This is a genomic window from Streptomyces huasconensis (genome assembly GCF_021028635.1).
Lineage (GTDB): Bacteria > Actinomycetota > Actinomycetes > Streptomycetales > Streptomycetaceae > Streptomyces > Streptomyces huasconensis.
Genome location: NZ_CP086119.1, coordinates 1,126,866 through 1,146,426, shown reverse-complemented (window position 1 = coordinate 1,146,426; position 19,561 = coordinate 1,126,866). Strand labels below are relative to the sequence as shown.

The following is a 19,561-nucleotide window of genomic DNA, read 5'->3' as shown; positions in this document are numbered from 1 at the left end:
CCCTGCTCCCCCGCCTTCCCGCTGTTTCCCACGACTTACGACGAGAGTCCGCCGCCATGTACGAGCTGTCCCGGGTCCGCCTCTACTCCATCGGTCCGGCCGGCGCGCGCTACGCCGACACCGTGCTCGACCTGCGCGGCGTGGGCGCCGAGGTGCCCGACCCCGCGCCCACCCAGGCGGAGTTCTTCGAGGAGGAGCCGGTCGGCCCGCCGCGCCGCCCCGCCCCCGCCGGTGTGCTGTTCCTGGAGAACGGCGGCGGCAAGTCCGTACTGCTCAAGCTCATCTTCTCGGTGATGCTGCCGGGCCACCGGAACACCCTCGGCGGCGCCAGCTCCGGCGTGCTGCGCAAGTTCCTGCTCGCCGACGACTGCGGCCACGTCGCCCTGGAGTGGCAGCACACCCTGACCGGTGAGTGCGTCGTTGTCGGCAAGGTCAGCGAATGGCGGGGTCGGCAGGTCTCGAACGACCCGCGCAAATTCGCCGAGGCCTGGTACTCCTTCCGGCCCGGGCCCGGTCTGAGCCTGGACTCGCTGCCGGTCGCCGAGTCCACCGCCGTGCGGCCCTCCGCGGAGGGCGCCTCGGGCGCGCAGGGGCGGCGGCGCACCATGAAGGGCTTCCGTGACGCGCTGACCGAGGCGGGCAAGGCGTACCCTCACCTCGAAGTGCACTGGGAGGAGATCCACGACCGCTGGAACGAACACCTCGGCGACCTGGGCCTGGACCCCGAACTCTTCCGCTACCAGCGCGAGATGAACGCCGACGAGGGTGAGGCCGCGGGCCTCTTCGCCGTCAAGAAGGACTCCGACTTCACCGACCTGCTGCTGCGCGCCGTCACCGACACCCGTGACACGGACGGCCTCGCCGACCTCGTCCACGGCTTCGGCAACAAGCTGGGCCGACGAGCCGAGCTGATGGCCGAGCGGGACTTCACCGCGGGCTCCGTCGACCTGCTCGGGCGCATCGTCGACGCCGCCGAGACGCGGGCACGCGCGCGTGACGTGCACGCGGGCGCCGAGCGCCGCACGCGCACCCTGGCCCGCCGCCTCTCCGCCCGCGCCGTCGAGGAGCGGGGCCGCGCCGCGATGCTGGCCGAGCAGGTCACCGCCGCCGCGCACACCGTCACCGAGGCCGAGCAGGCGCGCGGCAAGAGCGCCCTGATCTCCGCCGAACTGGCCTACCGCCACGCCTCCTTGGCGCTCACCGTCGCCGAGAAGGCCGCCGCCGCCCAGCGCCGCGAGCTGGCCGACGCGCGCACGCTGCACGCCGCGTGGCAGGCCGCCGAAGCCGTCCTGCGCCACCGCGCGGCCGCCGACCGCTCCGCGCGCGTGGCCGCCGCGATCCGGGAGGCCGAGCGGGACGCCGCGCCCGCACTCGCCGCCCGCGCGAAGGCCGCGGCCGACCTCGTCCGCGCCCTGCACACCGCGGCCGAGGGCGCCGAGAACCTCGCGAACGAGGAGGAGGAGCGCTCCGCCGCCCTTCAGGAGACCGGCGAGACCGCGCACCGCGACGCCACCGCCGCCGCCACCGAGGCCCAGCGCGCCCGCAGCGAGGCGGGACACCTGAAGCAGCGCCTCGCCGAGGTCGAGCAGGAGACCGCCGAGGCCGTCCGCGCGGGCTGGCTCGACGACACCGCCCCCGACGCCGACCCGGCCCGCGCCGCCCTCGCCGCGAGCGACGCCGAGAAGACCACCGTCGCCGCCTGGGACACCGCGCGCGAGGCCGCCCGCCGCGCCGCCGACCACGCCAAGGAGGCGGCCGCCGCCGAGGCCCGCGCCGAGCTGACCGCCGCCCGCGCGTCCGACGCCGCGACCGCCGCCGAGGCCGCCCATCACGCGGAGCGCCGCGCCGCCGAGTCCATCGCGGGGGAGGAGCGGCTCGCCGAGCTGCTGAGCCTGCCCACCGGCAGGAGCGCCGTCCCGCAGCCGCGCAGCGCCGAGAACGCGGACACAGCCACGGCGGGCGGCGCCCTCTCCGTGGAGGAGCTGGACCGTTCCGCCGACGACCTGCGCGCCCTCCTCGACGACAGCGTCGCCTCCGCCGAGCGCCAGCTCTTCGACCTGCGCACCGCCGCCGCCGACGACTCCCGCATCCTCGGCGCCCTCGGTGACGGCGGGCTGCTCCCGCCCGGCCCCGACGTCCTCGCCACCGTCGAGTTCCTCGGCGAGCACGGCATCCCCGCCCTGCCCGGCTGGCGCTACCTCGCCCAGGCCGTCGACCCCGCCGACCACGCGCGGGTGCTCGCCGCCCGCCCCGAGCTGGTCGACGGCGTGGTCATCACCGACCCGGACACCCACGCGCGTGCCCGCGAAGCCCTCGCGGACGCCGCCCTACTGCCCCGCTCCGCCGTCGCCGTGGGCACCGCCGCCGCCCTCCTCGCCCCCACCCCCGGCGAGCAGGCCACGGACAGCGGTGCCGGCAGCGTATTTCTCGTACCGCCGAACCCGGCCATGCACGACGAGCACGCCGCCGACGAGGAGCGCCAAGCGCTGCGCGCGCGGGCCGCCCAGCGGGACGAGGAGATCCGCGCGCTCGCCGTCCGCCTCGCCAAGGACCGCGAGCTGGCCGCGCGCCTGGCGTCCTGGCGCACCGGCTGCCCCACCGGCCGCCTCGCCGAACTCGCCACCGCCGCCCAGGAAGCACGCGCCTTCGCCGAAGAGGCCGAGGCGGAGCTGGCCGAGGCCCGCACCGCCCGCGCCGAGGCCGACGAGGCCGCAGCCGAGGCGGCACGCGTGCGGGACGAGCGCCAGGAAGCCGCCCAGCGCGCCCGGCGCGCCGCCGACGCCCTCGCGGGCCTCGCCTACCGGCTCCGCGAGCGGGCCGGCTGGCAGGCCAAGCTGCGCGAACTGGCCGACGACGCCGTCGAGTACGAGGCCCGCGCCCAGACCTGCCTGGACCGCGCCCGCGCCGCCGACGAGGACCGCCGCGCCGCCCAGCGCGCCGCCGACGACGCCCGCCGCACCGCCCGCGCGCTGCGCGCCGAGCGCGCCGAGATCGCCGGCGCCCCCGAGGACGTCCCCGAGGACACCGAGGTCCCGAAGACGTCGCTGCCCGCCCTCCGCGAGGCCTACCGCGCGGCCTCCCAGCTCTACGAAAAGGTGGGCGTCGGCGCCGACCTGCGGGCCGAGCAGGCCCGCGCCGAGAGCGACGAGAGCGCGGCCCTCGCCGAGCTGGACCGGCTCAGCAACAAGGTCCGCACCCGCGCCGCCCTCCTCCTTGAAGGCACCGACGGCTCCGACGGGCCCTCCCGGCAGGCCGCCGCCGCGCGCGCGGAGGCCCAGGTCCAGCTCATCGAGGCCCGCGCCGCCACCGCCAGCGAGCAGCTGGGCCGACTGCGCGGCGAGGCCGAGCGGCACGCCCCCGAGGACGGCGAGGCCCACACCGAGCTGCCCGAAGAGCTGGTCCCCGCCGACGCCGAGCAGGCCCAGGCCCTGCTGCGCACCGCCACCGGCGAACTGGCGGCCCGCACCGAGGCGTTGAGCCGCGCCAAGGAGGCGCACGCCGCGCTGCTCCGGACCCACCGCGCCACGGAGGACGCGGCGGGCGGCTTCGACGAGACGGCCGCCCTCCTGAGCGACCTCCTGCGCGAACACCAGGAAGACCCCGAAGAGGAGCCCGAGCCCTACCCCGGCACCCTCGAAGAGGCCCGCCAGGCCGCCGCCGAGACCCGCCGCTCCCTGCGCGGCTGCGCCGCCGACCTGTCCGCCGCCGAGGCGGCCGTCCGCGAGGCCTGCGACATACTCGTACGCCACGCGAACTCGACCCGCTACGAACAGGTCCGCACCCCCGCCCGCCAGCAGATCCGCGAACTGCCCGCCTCCGCGCTGCCCGAGCACGCGAAGAAGTGGGCCGACGCCTTCGCGCCCCGGCTGCGCGTCCTGACCGACGAGCTGGAGCAGCTGGAGCGCAACCGCGACAGCATCGTCGACCGGCTGCGCGGCCTCGTGGAGTCGGCCCTCGCGACGCTCAGGTCCGCCCAGCGCCTGTCCCGCCTGCCCGAGGGGCTGGGGGAGTGGTCGGGCCAGGAGTTCCTGCGGGTCCGCTTCGAGGAGCCCGACCAGGCCACCCTGGTGGAGCGCCTCGGCGAGGTCATCGACGAGGCCACGCGCGCGGCGGTGAAGAAGAACTCCGACATGCGGCGCGACGGCATGTCCCTGCTGCTGCGCGGCGTCCAGGCCGCCCTGGAGCCGCGCGGCGTCGCCGTCGAGATCCTCAAGCCGGACGCCGTGCTGCGCGCCGAGCGCGTGCCGGTCGGGCAGATGGGCGACGTGTTCTCCGGAGGCCAGCTGCTCACCGCCGCCATCGCCCTGTACTGCACGATGGCCGCCCTCCGCAGCAACGACCGGGGCCGCGACAAGCACCGCCACGCGGGCACGCTCTTCCTGGACAACCCCATCGGCCGTGCCAACGCGACATACCTCCTGGAGCTCCAGCGGGCCGTCTCCGACGCGCTCGGCGTGCAGCTGCTCTACACGACCGGCCTGTTCGACACGACGGCACTCGCGGAGTTCCCGCTGGTCATCCGGTTGCGCAACGACGCGGACCTGCGGGCGGGCCTGAAGTACATCAGCGTCGAGGAACACCTGCGTCCGGGGCTGCCGCAGCGCGACCCCGAGGACCCCGACGGCGAGACAGTGCACGGGCAGATCACGGCGACCCGGATGTACAAGCGCCCGACGGCCACCCCGGAGCGTGCCACTACGTAGCGAGCGTTTTGGTGAGCCACTCATGGAAGAGCCCGATGTGGTGTTCGGTCGGCACCAGCACCCCGCCCGCGCGGTAGGCGCGTGACGCCATCGCGGGCTGGGTGCGCTCGCAGGCCGCGAAGTCCTGGACGTTGACCCGGTGGAAGAGTTCCACGGACTTCGACAGGTCGGCGCCGGACGCGACGACGTCGGGCGCGTACAGCCAGTCGCACTCGACGACCGTGCGGTCCTCGGCCACCGGGAACATCCGGTGCAGGATCACATGGTCGGGCACGAGGTTGACGAACGCGGTCGGTTTCACGGTGATCGCGTAGTAGCGGCGGTCCTGGTGGTCCGCGACCTCGGGGAGGCGGCCGAAGCCCGCGCTGCCGTCGACCGTGAAGCCGCCGACGTCCTCCCCGAACGCGGCGCCGTGCCCGACGTAGTACTGCGCGGCGTATCCCTCAGTGAACTCCGGCAGCACATCCGTCAGTTCGGGGTGGATCGTCGCGCAGTGGTAGCACTCCATGAAGTTCTCGACGATCAGCTTCCAGTTGGCGCGTACGTCGTACGTGATCCGCTTGCCGAGGGCGAGCCGCTCGGTGCCGTACCGCTCGATCGACGCCGCGTCGCCCAGGCGTTCGACCGCGGCGCCGATCACGGTCTCCTCGAAGGAGGGCGGTTCGTCGGCCAGGCAGACCCAGGCGTAGCCGAGCCACTCCCGCAGGGCGACCTTCACCAGCCCGTACGCGGAGCGGTCCACGTCCGGCATCCTCACCAGGTTGGGCGCGGCGACGAGCTTGCCGTCGAGGTCGTACGTCCACGCGTGGTACGGGCACTGGAGGGCGCGGCGAACCTGCCCGGACTCCTGAGTGCACAGCCGGGCGCCGCGGTGCCGGCAGACGTTGAGGAAGGCGCGCAGCTCCCCGCCGCGGGAGCGGGTGACCAGCACGCTCTCCCGGCCGACCTGGACGGTCCGGAAGGCGCCCGGCGCGTCGAGGTCGGCGGCGCGCACGGCGCAGCACCAGAGGGCCTCGAAGATGCGTTCCTGCTCCTGCCGGAAGATCTCCGGGTCGGTGTAGTAGCGGCCGGGAAGCGTCGCGATGAGGCTCGGGGCCGGGGAGTGCGGGGTCGTCGTCACGGTGGCGTACTCCTCCAACGGGCGGGGCGGCTGCCTCCGGGAGCGGTCAGCGGCGGATGCGGGTCATCTCCGGGTCGAAAAGCGGCTCCTCGGCGACCGTCGCCGGCACCTTCTCGCCGAAGTACTCCACATGGACGCCCGTGCCCGTCTTCAGCGGCGGCAGCCAGGCGTACGCGACGCAGCGGCCCAGCGTGTAGCCGTACGAGGCGCTGGTGACGTACCCGGCGGGGGCGCCGTCGACGTACACGGGCTCCTTGCCGAGGACGACGGCGGCCGGGTCGTCCAGGAGGAGGGCGGTGAGCCTGCGGGTCGGCGCCCCGAGCCCTTCGAGCGCCGAACGCCCCACGAAGTCGCCCTTGTTCATGCGGACCGCGAAGCCGACACCCGCCTCGTAGGGGTTGTGTTCGGTGGTCATGTCATGGCCCCAGGCGCGGTACCCCTTCTCCAGCCGCAGGCTGTTGAAGGCCGAGCGCCCCGCCGCGATCACGCCGTGCGCCCGTCCCGCCTCCCACAACGTGTCCCACAGGCGCAGCCCCAGATCGGCGGTGGTGTACAGCTCCCAGCCCAGTTCGCCGACGTAGCTCAGGCGCATCGCCGTCACCGGGACGTGCCCGATGTACGTCTCCTTGGCCTTGAAGTAGCCGAACGCCTCGTGCGAGAAGTCGTCGTGGGTGAGCGGCTGGACGAGCGCGCGGGCCAGCGGGCCCCAGACGCCGACACAGCACGTCCCCGAGGTGATGTCCCTGAGGTGCACGTCCGCCGGGGCGTGCCGCAGCAGCCAGTCCAGGTCGGCGGGGGAGTTGGCCCCCACCTGGAAGCGGTCGGGGGCCAGCCGCGCCACGGTCAGGTCGGAACGGATGCCACCCGCCTCGTCGAGCAGCAGGGTGTACGTGACGGAACCGGGCTTCTTGGCGAGGTTGTTGCTGGTCATGCGCTGGAGGAAGGCGAGCGAGCCCGGGCCCGCGACCTCCAGGCGGCGCAACGTCGTCATGTCGTGGAGGGCGACGCCCTCGCGGGTGGCGCGGGCCTCCGCCGCCGCGATCGGCGACCAGTGGCGGGCCGCCCAGGCGTCGCGCGGGGGCACCTCGATGCCCTTGGCCAGCGGCGCGTTCGCCTCGTACCAGTGCGGGCGCTCCCAGCCGCCGCCCTCCAGGAAGACCGCGCCCAGCTCCTGCTGGCGGGCGTGGAAAGGGCTGACCCGTAGGGGACGCGGCTCGGCCGGGGGCTGGAGTGGGTGGATGACGTCATAGACCTCGATGAACTGCTGTGCGCCGCGCTCGGCGACGTACGCGGGGGAGCGCTGGGCGTCCTCGAACCGCGTCAGCTCGCATTCGTGCAGGTCGAGCGAGGGCCGGCCGTCGATCATCCACTCGGCGACCGCCTTGGCGACGCCCGCGGAGTGCGTGACCCACACGGCTTCGGCCAGCCAGAACCCGCGCAGCGTCGGCGACGGGCCGAGCAGCGGCATGCCGTCCGGGGTGAAGGAGAAGACGCCGTTGAAGCCCTCCTCGATCTCCGCCGTCCTGAGGGCGGGCATCAGCCACCGGCACTCCTCCCAGCTGGGCGCGAAGTCCTCCTCGGTGAAGGGGTACGACGACGGCATCTCCTCGGCGTCGTCGTACGCGGGCACGGTGAACGGATCGACAGGCAGCGGCCGATGGGCGTAGGAGCCGATGCCGATGCGGTCGGTGTGTTCACGGAAGTACAGGTCACGGTCCTGGAAGCGCAGGATGGGCCGCGACGCGTCGGTGCGCGGGTCGTCGACTCCTGCCAGCTCGGGCAGCGAACTCGTCTTCGCGTACTGGTGTGCGAGCGGCAGCAGGGGTACGTCAACGCCGGCCATCCGCCCGATCACCGGGCCCCAGAAGCCGGCCGCCGAGACCACGTGGTCGGCGGGGAAGGTGCCGCGGTCGGTGACGACGGCCGTCACACGGTCGCCGTCCCGCTCGAAGCCGGTCACGGTGTGCCGGTCCAGAAAACGTGCTCCACGCGCGCGTGCCCGTTCCCTCTGCGCCCGGCAGGCGGGCACGGCCCGGGCCAGGCCGTCCTCGGGCGTGTACAGACCGCCGAGCACCCGCGCCTCGTCCACCAGCGGCCACAGCTCCTTGCACCGCTCGGGGCCGACGAGTTCGGCCCGTACGCCCCAGGAGGCGGCGAAACCGGCTTTGCGGTGCAGGTCGGCCCAGCGCTCGGGTGTGGTCGCCAACTCCAGGCCGCCGACCGGGTGGAAGCAGGAGAGCCCGTCGACCTCCAGCGAGCCGAACTTCTCCACGGTGTACTTCGCGAACGCGGTCAGCGTCCTGGAGGGCCCGGTGGCGAAGACCAGCCCCGGCGCGTGCGACGTGGAGCCGCCCGGCGCGGGCAGCGGCCCCTGGTCGAGCACGGTGACGTCGGTCCAGCCACGGGCGGTCAGCTCGTCGGCGAGCGAGCAGCCGACGATCCCGGCGCCGATGACGACGACGCGCGGCCGGGCCGTCGCCCGGACCGCCGCGGACGCGTCGGGGCGGCTCACAGGACCACCACCGAGCGCAGCACCTCACCGCGCCGCATGCTCGCGAAGGCCTCCTCCACCTGCTCCAGGGTGATCTTCTCCGAGACGAAGCCGCCCAGGTCGAGACGGCGGCTGAGGTACTGGTCGACGAGGAGCGGGAAGTCCCGGGTGGGCAGACAGTCGCCGTACCACGACGACTTGAGGGCACCCCCGCGCGAGAAGACGTCGATCAGTGGCAGATCGACCGTCATCTCCGGATCGGGCACCCCCACCTGGACGAGGACACCCGCGTGATCACGCATGTAGAACGCCTGTTTGTACGTCGACGGGGTGCCGACCGCGTCGATCGCGACGTCGACGCCGTGCCCGCCGGTCAGCTCGCGCACGGCCTCCACGGGGTCGGTTCCGCGGGCGTTGACGGTGTGCGTCGCGCCGAACCGGGCGGCGCCGTCCAGCTTGGCGTCGTCGATGTCGACCGCGATGACGCGGCGGGCCCCGGCCAGGGACGCCCCGGCGATCGCGGCGTCGCCGACACCGCCGCAGCCGATCACGGCGACGGTGTCGCCACGGCCCACCCCGCCGGTGTTCACGGCCGCCCCGTACCCGGCCATCACGCCGCAGCCGATCAGGCACACGGCCTCGGGGCGTGCCGCCGGATCGACCTTCACCGCCTGGCCGGCGGCGACCAGTGTCTTCTCCGCGAAGGCGCCGATGCCGAGCGCGGGGCTCAGCGGTGTGCCGTCGAGGAGGGCCATCGGCTGGTCGGCGTCGCGCGAGTCGAAGCAGTACCAGGGACGCCCGCGCAGACAGGAACGGCAGGCCCCACAGGGTGCGCGCCAGGCGATCACCACATAGTCGCCGGGGACGAGGCCGGTGACGTCCGCGCCGACCGCCTCGACGGTCCCGGCCGCCTCGTGGCCGAGCAGGAACGGGAAGTCGTCGTTGATCGCGCCCTCCCGGTAGTGCAGATCCGTGTGGCAGACCCCGCAGGCCTGCACGGAGACGAGAACCTCTCCGGGGCCGGGGTCGGGCACGACGATCGTCCGCACCTCCACGGGTGCGCCCTTCTTGACGGCGACGACGGCACGGACCTCATGGGCCACGGCCAGCCTCCTCTGCTCTCACGCACGGCATGACGGTGCTGAAGCTGGAGCTGAAGCTGTTGCGTAGTGCACGTTCGGTTGCGCTATGAGAGACATAGTGGGAACGCCATCAAGAGGCCGTCAAGGGGGAGTGGTGAACCCCGTGCAAAACAGCCGAGGCGCGCCGGAACATGGCCGATACGCGTGTGGGCGGGACCAGGGCCTTGCTCCCTGTCCCTGGTCCCTGGTCCCTGGTCCCGCCCACGGTGTGCCCCGGGTGGGGCGCGCGTGGCTGTCGGTCAGAAGCCGTACCCCATGCGCCGTGAGAGCTCCACGGCCGCCGCGACCGTGCGTTTGGACAGCTCGGTCAGGCGGTCCTCGGTCAGCCGGTACACCGGCCCCGACGCGCTGAGCGCCCCGATCACCTTCCCGTCGTGCGCCCGCACCGGCGCGGCGACGGCCGCGAGGCCCACCTCCAACTCCTCGACGGCGACGGCGAAGCCCTGCCCCACGACGGCCTCCAGCTCGCCGCGCAGCGCCACCGTGCCGGTCACCGTGTGCTCGGTGAGGCGGGGCAGCGTGCGCGCGAGCAGCCCCTCCCGCAGGGTCGTCGGCAGGTGCGCGAGGAGCACCTTGCCGCTGGACGTGGCGTGCAGCGGCGTGCGGCGGCCGAGCCAGTTCTGCGCGGTCACCGAGGCCGGGCCGCGCGCCTGCATGATGTTGACCGCCGCGTCCTCGTCCAGGACCGCGATGTTGACGGTCTCGCCCACCTCGTCCGCGAGTTCGCGGCAGACCGGGCCGCCCTCCTGGGAGATGTCCATGCGCACTGCCGCCGCCCCCGCGAGGCGGAGTACGCCCGCACCCAGGAAGTACTTCCCCCGGTCCTTGGCCTGGCCGACCAGACCACGGTTCTCCAGCACCCCGAGGAGCCGGAACGCCGTCGACTTGTGCACGCCCAACTCATCGGCGATCTCGGTCACTCCGGCCTCGCTGTGCCGCGCGAGGATCTCCAGGACGCTCACCGCGCGGTCCACGGACTGGACGGACCCGGCGGCTGTCCTGGACTGCCTCTCGCGTGGCTCGCCGCTCGGCCCACTGTTCTGATCAGCCTGTTTCCGCGTGCCGGTCATCACTCGACTCTCACCACCTGGCGGCCTGTCGCGGCCGCGTCTTCGGGAAGCCCTTGACGCGACGGGCACCCCGACCGGATTCTGTTGCGCAGAGCGCTCCCTCGTGCGCCATGCGAAACGTCATGTTATCGAAGGGTCCTGGCCCCAGAAGGGGTCGAGGGCCGGGCCTAACGACATCAGAGGGGGCCCATGATTCCCGTATGCCGCCTCGAAGACCTCCCCGCGGGCGAGTCCGTCCGCCTCGACACCACGCCGCCCGTCGCGGTGTTCAACGCCGACGGTGAGCTGTTCGCCATCGACGACACATGCAGCCATCAGGACGCCTCCTTGTCCGAGGGCTGGCTGGAGGGCTGTTCGGTCGAATGCCCGCTCCACGCCGCCTCCTTCGATCTCCGGACCGGGCGCCCCACCTGCCTGCCCGCGCGCAGGCCCGTCCGTACCCACCAGGTGTACGTCGAGGACGGCGTCGTCCACGTGCGTCTTGCCGGCACGGAGGAAGCGCGGGACGGTTCCGCCGCATGACCGCTGTGACCGCACACGGCGTGAGGGCCGCGACCGCGAGTGTGCGGGGGACTGCAATCGCGAGCCGTATGAGGACTGCGACCGCGGGCCGCATGAGGACCGTCACCGTGGTCGGGGCCTCGCTCGCCGGACTGTACGCGGCGCGGGAACTGCGTGCCCAGGGGTTCGACGGGCGCCTGTTCGTCGTCGGAGCCGAGCCCCATCCACCGTACGACCGGCCGCCCCTGTCCAAGGAGTTCCTCACCGGAGGCGGCGTCGAGGACCGGCTCACCCTGGCCGACCCGGAGGAGACGGCTGAACTGGGCGCGGAGTGGGTCCTCGGCACGCGCGCGCGAGCGCTCGACACGCGTGGCCGCGCGGTCGTCCTCGACGACGGCCGCACCCTGGCGAGCGACGGCGTGGTCATCGCCACCGGAGCATCCGCGCGGCGCCTCCCGGGCCCCGCGCTCACGGGCGTCCACACCCTGCGCACGCTGGACGACGCCCGCGCACTGCGGGCCGAACTGGTCGGTGGCCCACGGCGCGTGGTCGTGATCGGCGGCGGCTTCATCGGCGCCGAGACCGCGTCCTCGTGCGTGGCCCTCGGGCATGACGTCACGGTCGTCGAGGCCGCGCCACTGCCGCTCGCCGCCCATCTGGGGACCGCGATGGCCACCGTGTGCGCAGCGCTGCACGCGCGTGGCGGGGCGCGGCTGCTGACCCGGGCCGGTGTCGCCGCACTCCGGGGCGACGCACCGACAGCCTTCTCCGGGGGCGCCGTTACCGCCGTGGAACTGTCCGACGGGCGCCTGCTGCCCGCGGACGTGGTCGTCGTCGGGATCGGGGCCACGCCCAACACCGGCTGGCTCGCGGGCTCGCCTCTCGCCCTGGACGACGGCGTGCTGTGCGACGACGGCTGCGTCACCGCACTGCCGCAGGTCGTCGCCGTGGGTGACGTGGCCCGCTCCGGCGGCATCCGCGCCGAGCACTGGACGAGCGCCACCGAGCAACCCCGGGTGGTCGTACGGAACTTGCTCGCCGGGCACAGGGTCGAGACGGTCCGCCCACTGCCGTACTTCTGGTCGGATCAGTACGGCTCCCGTATCCAGTTCGCCGGACGGCGCCGCGACGGCGACACCGTACGCATCGTGGAGGGCTCCCCGGAGGCCGTGGGGGAGGGCGGATTCCTCGCCGTCTACGAGCGTGCCGGGCGCAGGACAGCCGCCCTCGCGGTGGATCGCCTCCGCCCGTGCATGAAGGCCCGCAGGCAACTTGCGGCCGCCGAGACCGCAGAGACCGCCGCAGCCGCCAAGGCCGCCGAGGTCGAGGAGGCTACCGGGGCTCAAGCGAGCACCGAACCTCTGGAGCCCGCGCAGCCTCCCGCTGCCCGGGGGCGGGAGCGCGAGAACCGCGCCGCGCGCAAGCCCTGCAACGACGTCCGGTGAGGCCTCCTCCAGAGAGGCACCCTCCGGAGAGGCCTCCTCCGGAGAGGCCGCCCACCTCAGGAGTGCGACAGCTGACCCGCGCCACCGCGCCTTCGTACCCGCGTACGTATACCTATCTTGCCGCGCGCCGCGGCCCTGGCCTGACGCCGGGCCCTGCGCCGCTCCCGCCGCAGCTCTCGCGCCGTGCTGCTCGGCGTCGACACGACCCCGTGCCGCTGCTTCCACACCTGCCGGGTCACCCACACGTCGAGCACGCCCCAGGTGGCCACGATCGTGCTCGCCACGCTGCTCAGCACCATGGGGAAGGAGAGCCAGGACCCAGCGAGGGCGGTGAGGAAGGCGACCATCGCCTGCACGAGGGTCACCGCCACCAGGATCACGGCCCGCACCGCCGCCGTCCGGACCGGATCGGGGAGCCTCCTCCTGCGGGCGGGTTCCTCGACCCACAGGGGCGGCCGGGGCGCCGGGCGCCGACCCTCCTGCTCCCGCGGGGCGGCTCCGCGCGCCGCGGTCCTCCCGGTCCCACCACTGCCTGACGCCGACGCCCTGTGGCGCTCTGCCGTGCCCATCATCCCGTCACTCCCCCGCTGCCTCGCGGCCGTTCACGAACACCTTCCGGGGACACCCATCGACCTAACTCACCTGTGGCTGCTGCCCGGTTTACCGCTCTATATGCCGCCTGCCCCGCGGCCCCACCCTCGCCCCGAGGGCTCTTCACCGTCTCTCCCTGGTCGACGAACGAGAGATCGGAAAGATTCCCGTTCCGGTTCCGTGAAGCGAATAGTTCCGGCCAACTGGCGTACGTATGACGGCCGATGAACCCCGGTGAGGGGTGCCACAGGCTGGGACGCAATCTCCCGTAATGGAGGGACAACTGCGGACGTCTCTTTCGCGTCACGGCCGAAAAGTGCTCGAATGTGCCGTCGAGTTGCTCGAAGGTCAGTAGTAGGCTCGCGCCGTTTGTTGACGCACATGTGTGCCCCTGGCCCGTGCAACGGCCGCAGGGGGCCGATCTGGGGGAGGCCATGCGCTTTCGCGGGAAGTCCATCCGCCGGAAGATCGTGGCGCTGCTGCTCGTGCCGCTGGTTTCCCTGACCGCCATCTGGGGCTTCGCCACCGTCATCACCGGCCGCGAGGCGAGCACCCTGCTCGACACGGCCAATGTCGTCGACAAACTCGGCTATCCGATCGAGGACACGGTCCGCGTCGTCCAGCAGGAGCGCCGCCAGACCCTCGTCCACCTCGCCGACCCGCGCGCCTCCCATGCCCTCGCGGCCCTGCGCCGCAGCCGGGAAGCGACCGACGACATGATCGCCAAGGTCCGTACGAACGCCGAGGACGCGGACGTACGCGACAGCATCGACGAGAGTGCACGCAAGCGGCTCACCTCGCTCCTCGACGCCTTCGACGGCATCGACTCGCTGCGCCGCACCGTCGAAGAGGGCACGATCACCCGAGCCGGCGCCCTGAAGATGTACACCAAGCTGATCGACCCCTGCTTCGGCCTGCTCACCACCCTCAACGGCTTCGGCTCCCTCGACGACATCAGCCTCGACCAGCAGGGCCGCGCGCTCGTCGGTGTGGCACGCGCGCGTGAACTGCTCGCCCGCGAGGACGCGCTGCTCGGCTCCGCGCTCGTCGCGCGGCGCGTGACCCGGTCCGAGATCCGGCAGATCGCCGAACTCAGGGCGCAGCGCTCCCTTCTGTACGAAGTGAACCTCGCGCCGCTTCCCGAGGACGACCGCGGCCGCTACGAGCGCTACTGGAACGGCGCCGAGACCACGCAGCTGCGCAAGGCGGAGAACGACGTCATCGAGTCCGCGCCCGGCACCCCGCGCGCAGTGACCTCCGCACACTGGGACGCCGCCGCGGGCCGGGCCTTGAAGGACCTCGCCGAGCGGGACGTCGAGGCGGGCGACCGCTTCCGGGACCGCGCCGAGCCCGCCGCCGTCGGCGTGATCGTGCGCGTCGTCCTGGCCGGTGTCCTCGGCCTCGTCGCGCTGCTGGTCTCGGTCTTCCTGTCCGTACGGATCGGGCGCGGCCTCATCCGCGACCTGCGCCGCCTGCGGCTGGAGGCCCACGAGGCCTCCGGAGTCCGGCTGCCGGGCGTGCTGCGCCGCCTGGCGGCCGGCGAACAGGTCGACGTGGAGACCGAGGCGCCCCGGCTGACGTACGACAAGGACGAGATCGGGCAGGTCGGCCAAGCGCTCAACACCCTCCAGCGCGCCGCGATCGAGGCCACCGTCAAACAGGCCGACCTGCGGCGCGGCGTCTCCGAGGTCTTCGTCAACCTCGCCCGCCGCAGCCAGGTCCTGCTGCACAAGCAGCTCACCCTCCTGGACACCATGGAGCGCAGGACCGAGGACACCGACGAACTCGCCGACCTCTTCCGCCTCGACCACCTGACCACCCGCATGCGCCGGCACGCCGAGGGGCTCGTGATCCTCTCCGGGGCCGCCCCGTCCCGGCAGTGGCGCAAGCCCGTCCAACTCATGGACGTCGTACGCGCCGCCGTCGCCGAGGTGGAGGACTACGAACGCATCGAAGTGCGCCGCCTGCCGCGCATCGCGGTCACCGGCCCGGCCGTCGCCGACCTCACGCACCTGATGGCCGAACTCCTGGAGAACGCCACGGTGTTCTCGCCCCCGCACACCGCCGTCCAGGTCCTCGGCGAGCACGTCGCCAACGGCTTCACCCTGGAGATCCACGACCGAGGGCTCGGCATGGCCCCCGACGCCCTGCTGGACGCCAACCTCCGCCTCGCGGAGACCCCCGAGTTCGAGCTGTCGGATACCGACCGGCTCGGCCTCTTCGTCGTCAGCAGGCTCGCTCAGCGCCAGCGGGTCCGCGTCTCCCTGCAACCCTCCCCGTACGGCGGTACGACGGCCGTCATCTTCATCCCCGAGGCCCTGCTCACCGACGACGTCCCCGACACCGGAGGCGTCGGCTTCCGGCTCGACCGGCCGCAGGCCAAGGAGCCCGCGGCGGGCACCGACAAGGCGGCGGACCGCGCGGCGGCCCTGGCGCAGGTCCCCGTGCACCTGCCCGGCCTGCCCGCCTCCCTGCTCGACGGCCCCGTGGAGCTGGAGGCACCCGTCGGCATGGCGGACCTCGACGGCTTCCCCGGCGCACTCGGCGACGACGACAGCGAGCGCGGCGACCTCTTCCGCCCCCGCCGACGGGCCCCCGGCGCCCCGGGCGAGCAGCACCAGCACACCCGAGACGACCGGCAGGCCGGGCGCGCCCAGCCCACCCGCCGCGACGCCGGGCAGCCCCGCCACGACATCCCGCGGCCCCGCCTCGACGACGACCCCGCCGAGGACACCCGACCCGGCGACCCCGTGCCGCTGCCGCGCCGCAGGGCCCCGAAGCTGGTCAGCTCGCACGGCCGCCCCGTCACACACGGCAGGCCGGAGGGCAGGCCGCTCGCCCCGGCGCCGGAGGACATGACTCCGGAGCCCTCGCGGCCCCGGCCGCAGTCCGCCTGGCCCGACCTGTCCCCGCCGCACCGGGACGTCACCGCTGACGCGGCAACCGACCTCCCCCGGCGCACCCGCCGCACCGGCCCACAGGGCGGCGCCGCCCCGGACCGCACCATCCCGGACCGCGCAGCCCCGGACCGCACCACCCAGCACCGCACCACCCCGGCAGAGGCCGAGACCAGGCCCCGCCCCGCCCCGGCACCCTTCGCGGACGCCGACCGGGACCGGAGCACCACCAACGCCCTGGGCGGACTGCCCCGCCGAGTCCGGCAAGCCAGTCTCGCCCCGCAGTTGAAGGACGGCCCCGACCATCGCTCCGAGCGTGCCGAGACCCGGCCGGAGGAGCGCGACGCGGACGAGGTACGCAGCCGCATGGCCTCGCTCCAGCGGGGCTGGCAGCGCGGCCGCGACGAGAACGCCGCCGGCGACGACGCCATGGACGGCACAGCACCAGGAACGACATCGGAGGGGAACGGTCGATGACCGCACCGAAGGCCGACACACGCACCGCCACGACCGGGGGGCCGGGTGAGCTCAACTGGCTCCTCGACGACCTGGTGCAGCGCGTCGCCGGCATCCGCAAGGCGCTCGTGCTCTCCGGAGACGGCCTGCCCACGGGCGTGTCCAAGAACCTGACGAGGGAGGACAGCGAGCACCTCGCCGCCGTCGCCTCCGGGTTCCACAGTCTCGCCAAGGGAGTGGGGCGCCACTTCGAGGCGGGCAAGGTCCGCCAGACCGTGGTCGAGCTCGACGACGCGTTCCTCTTCGTCACCGCCGCGGGCGACGGCAGCTGCCTCGCCGTCCTCGCGGAAGCGGACTCCGATGTCGGCCTGGTGGCGTACGAGATGACGCTGCTGGTCAAGAGGGTGGGTGTGCATCTGGGGACGGCGCCGCGCACGGACCTGCCCGCGGGAGGGTAGTGGGAGGTCATGAGCGACGACGGTCGAGGGACACAGAGCACGCAGAGAACACAGGGAACGCAGTGGACACCCGGCGCGCAACGGACGCGGCGGGCACCGGCACTGCGGGGCTTACCGGGCTCGGCCGCGGCGCGGGGGACGCCGGAGTCGCAGCGGGTGCCTCGCTGGTTCGACGACGAGGCCGGCCCCGTGGTGCGCCCGTACGCCATGACGCGCGGCCGCACCACGAGCCCCGCCCAGCACCGCCTCGACCTGATCGCGCTCGTCATCGCCGAGGAGTGGGCCGACGGCGACCCGGAGGCGGACCAGACGCTGTCGCCCGAGCACGTGGACATCGTCGAACTCTGTCGTGACGCGCCGCAGTCGGTCGCCGAACTGGCGGCCGAACTCGATCTGCCCATCGGTGTGATCCGCGTTCTCATAGGGGACCTCGTGGCCGACGAACTGGTGCACGTGACCCGCCCCGTTCCCCCTGCCGAGCTGCCGGACGAGAGTATTCTGCGCGACGTGATCAGCGGCCTCCGGGCGCTCTGAACAGCGCGGAAGCGGGAGTGAGAACGTGACTGGCTGGCAGTTCCGGGTCGACAGGGGCGGCACTTTCACCGACATCGTCGCGCGCCGCCCCGACGGCCGCCTGCTCACCCACAAGCTCCCCTCCGACAACCCCACCCGCTACCGCGACGCGGCCGTCACGGGCATCCGCGACCTCCTGGCCCGCGCGAGCGACGGCACCACCGTCGCCAACGCCCCACGCATCCCCGTGCACCTCGGCTCGATGGGCACCAGCGTGAAGGAGGTCATCGCACGCCGCGGCGACGCCATGCGCCCCGGTGACACCTACGCCGTCAACGACCCGTACCACGGCGGCACGCACCTGCCCGACGTCACGGTCATCACGCCCGTCTTCGACCGGCCGGGGGAGCAGGGCACTCCAGGGGAGCGCATCCTCTTCCACGTGGCCTCGCGCGGCCACCACGCCGAGATCGGCGGCATCGCCCCCGGCTCCATGCCCGCGAACAGCCGCACCATCGACGAAGAGGGCATCCTCTTCGACAACTGGCTCCTCGTGGAAGAGGGCCGTTTCCGCGAGGCCGAGACCCGGCGCCTGCTCACCGACGCCCCCTACCCCTCCCGCAACCCGGACACCAACCTCGCCGACCTGCGCGCCCAGATCGCCGCCAACCAGAAGGGCGACGACGAAGCCGCCCGGATGATCGACAACTTCGGCCTCGATGTCGTCCAGGCATACATGAAGCACGTCCAGGACAACGCGGAGGAATCAGTGCGCCGCGTCATCGACGTCCTCGAAGACGGCGAGTTCACTTATCAAACCGACTCGGGGGCGGTCATCGACGTCCGCGTCACCGTGGACGGCGCCGCACGCTCAGCGACCGTCGACTTCACCGGTACGTCCCCACAGCTCGCCACGGACTTCTACGCCCCCTTCGCGGTGGTCAACGCGGCGGTCCTGTACGTCTTCCGCACCCTCGTCGACGACGACATCCCGCTCAACGACGGTTGTCTGCGCCCTCTGCGCATCATCGTCCCGCCCGGCTCCCTGCTCGCGCCCGAGCCGCCCGCGGCGGTCGTCGCCGGGAACGTGGAGACCTCACAGGCGATCACCGGCGCGCTCTACGCCAACCCCGAGGTCCTGGAGTGGCGGCTGCCGGTCCTCCTGGAGGAGTTCGCCGTACGGCGAGGCAGCGGCGGCGCAGGGAGGTGGCGCGGCGGTGACGGGAGTGCGCCGCATCCGCTTCCGCGAGCCGACGACGGTGTCGACCCTGGCCCAGCACCGCAAGGTCCCGCCGTACGGCATGGCGAGCGGTGCCCCGGCCGCGCTCGGTGCGGGCAGCGTGGAGCGCGCGGACGGCACCGTCCAGGAACTCGGCGGCAGCGGCTCGGCCGAGCTGGGCCCCGGTGACGTACTCGTGATCGAAACCCCCGGCGGCGGCGGATACGGACCGGCCCCGCGCGACACCACCGACACAGGTATCGAAACAGGTGCCCCTGCGGGCACCGATCCAGGAGAAGTGAGCGATGATCTTCAGGCGTTCTGAACGCGGCAAGGCCCCCGTCGAGCCGGTCACGCTGAAGATCCTGGTGGCGGGAGGCTTCGGCGTCGGCAAGACCACCCTCGTCGGCGCCGTCAGCGAGATCAAACCGCTGCGCACCGAGGAGACCCTCAGCGAGGCCGGCCGGCCCATCGACGACACGAGCGGCGTCGCGGGCAAGCACACCACCACGGTGGCCATGGACTTCGGCCGCATCACCCTGCGCGAGGACCTCGTCCTGTACCTCTTCGGTACGCCCGGGCAGGACCGCTTCTGGTTCCTCTGGGACGAGCTGGCGACCGGGGCGCTCGGCGCCGTGGTCCTCGCCGACACCCGCCGCCTGGAGGACTGCTTCGCCGCCGTCGACTACTTCGAACGGCGCTCCATCCCCTTCGTCGTCGGCGTCAACTGCTTCGAGGGCGCCACCCGTTATCCCGCCGAGACCGTCCGCCAGGCGCTGGACCTCGACGAGACGGTGCCCGTCGTGCTGTGCGACGCGCGCGACCGCGAGACCGTCAAGGAGGTCCTCATCCGCGTCGTCGAACACGCGATGGCGGCCGCCGCTGCCGCCAGGGAGCCCGCGACCACGTGACGGCCTCGTGCCGGGAGCGCGGCCCGTACCCCCGCCGACCGGGG

Annotated in this window: 12 protein-coding genes and 2 pseudogenes; 9 read left to right on the top strand and 5 right to left on the bottom strand. The window is 73.3% G+C overall.

What is annotated here, in order from left to right; all coding sequences use genetic code 11:
• The first annotated feature begins 56 nt into the window (after positions 1–56).
• On the top strand, positions 57–4,703 hold the full coding sequence (locus J2N69_RS05055; RefSeq protein WP_230899665.1) for a hypothetical protein: 4,647 nt from the start codon (positions 57–59) through the stop codon (positions 4,701–4,703).
• Here the strand turns inward: J2N69_RS05055 and J2N69_RS05050 are convergent.
• From J2N69_RS05050 to J2N69_RS05035, 4 genes are all read right to left on the bottom strand, one after another.
• Positions 4,696–5,823, bottom strand: coding sequence for an aromatic ring-hydroxylating oxygenase subunit alpha (locus tag J2N69_RS05050; RefSeq protein ID WP_230899664.1), 1,128 nt, complete (start codon positions 5,821–5,823; stop codon positions 4,696–4,698). The two genes, J2N69_RS05055 and J2N69_RS05050, sit on opposite strands and share 8 nt — an antisense overlap.
• Before the next feature lie 46 nt (positions 5,824–5,869).
• Positions 5,870–8,335, bottom strand: a complete 2,466-nt coding sequence (locus tag J2N69_RS05045) for a GcvT family protein (RefSeq protein WP_230899663.1) — start codon at positions 8,333–8,335, stop codon at positions 5,870–5,872.
• Positions 8,332–9,417, bottom strand: a complete 1,086-nt coding sequence (locus J2N69_RS05040) for an S-(hydroxymethyl)mycothiol dehydrogenase (RefSeq protein ID WP_230899662.1) — start codon at positions 9,415–9,417, stop codon at positions 8,332–8,334. The genes J2N69_RS05045 and J2N69_RS05040 overlap by 4 nt, the downstream gene beginning before the upstream one ends.
• Positions 9,418–9,695: 278 nt before the next feature.
• Positions 9,696–10,526, bottom strand: a complete 831-nt coding sequence (locus tag J2N69_RS05035; protein ID WP_230899661.1) for an IclR family transcriptional regulator — start codon at positions 10,524–10,526, stop codon at positions 9,696–9,698.
• A 189-nt stretch (positions 10,527–10,715) separates the two neighbouring features.
• On the opposite strand from J2N69_RS05035, the gene J2N69_RS05030 reads away from it, so the two are divergent.
• The gene (locus J2N69_RS05030; protein WP_230899660.1) at positions 10,716–11,048 is read left to right on the top strand and encodes a bifunctional 3-phenylpropionate/cinnamic acid dioxygenase ferredoxin subunit; all 333 of its coding nucleotides are present in this window, start codon (positions 10,716–10,718) and stop codon (positions 11,046–11,048) included.
• A 92-nt stretch (positions 11,049–11,140) separates the two neighbouring features.
• A complete protein-coding gene (locus tag J2N69_RS05025) occupies positions 11,141–12,472 on the top strand; it encodes an NAD(P)/FAD-dependent oxidoreductase (RefSeq protein WP_230899659.1) in 1,332 nt (443 codons plus the stop codon).
• A 56-nt stretch (positions 12,473–12,528) separates the two neighbouring features.
• On the opposite strand, the gene J2N69_RS05020 is transcribed toward J2N69_RS05025, so the two are convergent.
• Positions 12,529–13,041 (bottom strand): hypothetical protein, encoded by a 513-nt coding sequence (locus tag J2N69_RS05020; RefSeq protein ID WP_230904585.1) that lies wholly within the window; start codon positions 13,039–13,041, stop codon positions 12,529–12,531.
• Between the two features lie 456 nt (positions 13,042–13,497).
• Between J2N69_RS05020 and J2N69_RS05015 the strand changes: the two genes are divergently transcribed.
• From J2N69_RS05015 to J2N69_RS04990, 6 genes and pseudogenes are all read left to right on the top strand, one after another.
• Positions 13,498–16,437 carry a sensor histidine kinase gene (locus tag J2N69_RS05015; protein ID WP_230899658.1) on the top strand — a complete coding sequence of 980 codons (2,940 nt, stop codon included), beginning with the start codon at positions 13,498–13,500 and terminating at the stop codon, positions 16,435–16,437.
• The gene (locus J2N69_RS05010) at positions 16,434–16,874 is read left to right on the top strand and encodes a roadblock/LC7 domain-containing protein (protein WP_230899657.1); all 441 of its coding nucleotides are present in this window, start codon (positions 16,434–16,436) and stop codon (positions 16,872–16,874) included. The genes J2N69_RS05015 and J2N69_RS05010 overlap by 4 nt, the downstream gene beginning before the upstream one ends.
• Positions 16,875–17,030: 156 nt before the next feature.
• Positions 17,031–17,408, top strand: a complete 378-nt coding sequence (locus tag J2N69_RS05005; protein WP_230899656.1) for a DUF742 domain-containing protein — start codon at positions 17,031–17,033, stop codon at positions 17,406–17,408.
• 25 nt (positions 17,409–17,433) lie between these two features.
• Positions 17,434–17,568 (top strand): annotated as a pseudogene (locus tag J2N69_RS05000) (hydantoinase/oxoprolinase N-terminal domain-containing protein); the annotation flags it as partial.
• A gap of 30 nt (positions 17,569–17,598) precedes the next feature.
• Positions 17,599–18,931 (top strand): annotated as a pseudogene (locus J2N69_RS04995) (hydantoinase B/oxoprolinase family protein); the annotation flags it as partial.
• Positions 18,912–19,517 (top strand): GTP-binding protein, encoded by a 606-nt coding sequence (locus J2N69_RS04990; RefSeq protein WP_127911188.1) that lies wholly within the window; start codon positions 18,912–18,914, stop codon positions 19,515–19,517. The pseudogene J2N69_RS04995 and the gene J2N69_RS04990, both read left to right, overlap by 20 nt.
• The last annotated feature ends 44 nt before the right edge of the window (positions 19,518–19,561 follow it).

Coding starts and splice junctions, on each gene's coding strand:
- J2N69_RS05055 (WP_230899665.1), top strand. CDS start 57: ATGTACGAGCTGTCCCGGGTCCGCCTCTACTCCATCGGTCCGGCCGGC.
- J2N69_RS05035 (WP_230899661.1), bottom strand. CDS start 10,526: ATGACCGGCACGCGGAAACAGGCTGATCAGAACAGTGGGCCGAGCGGC.
- J2N69_RS05030 (WP_230899660.1), top strand. CDS start 10,716: ATGATTCCCGTATGCCGCCTCGAAGACCTCCCCGCGGGCGAGTCCGTC.
- J2N69_RS05025 (WP_230899659.1), top strand. CDS start 11,141: ATGAGGACCGTCACCGTGGTCGGGGCCTCGCTCGCCGGACTGTACGCG.
- J2N69_RS05020 (WP_230904585.1), bottom strand. CDS start 13,041: ATGGGCACGGCAGAGCGCCACAGGGCGTCGGCGTCAGGCAGTGGTGGG.
- J2N69_RS05015 (WP_230899658.1), top strand. CDS start 13,498: ATGCGCTTTCGCGGGAAGTCCATCCGCCGGAAGATCGTGGCGCTGCTG.
- J2N69_RS05010 (WP_230899657.1), top strand. CDS start 16,434: ATGACCGCACCGAAGGCCGACACACGCACCGCCACGACCGGGGGGCCG.
- J2N69_RS04990 (WP_127911188.1), top strand. CDS start 18,912: ATGATCTTCAGGCGTTCTGAACGCGGCAAGGCCCCCGTCGAGCCGGTC.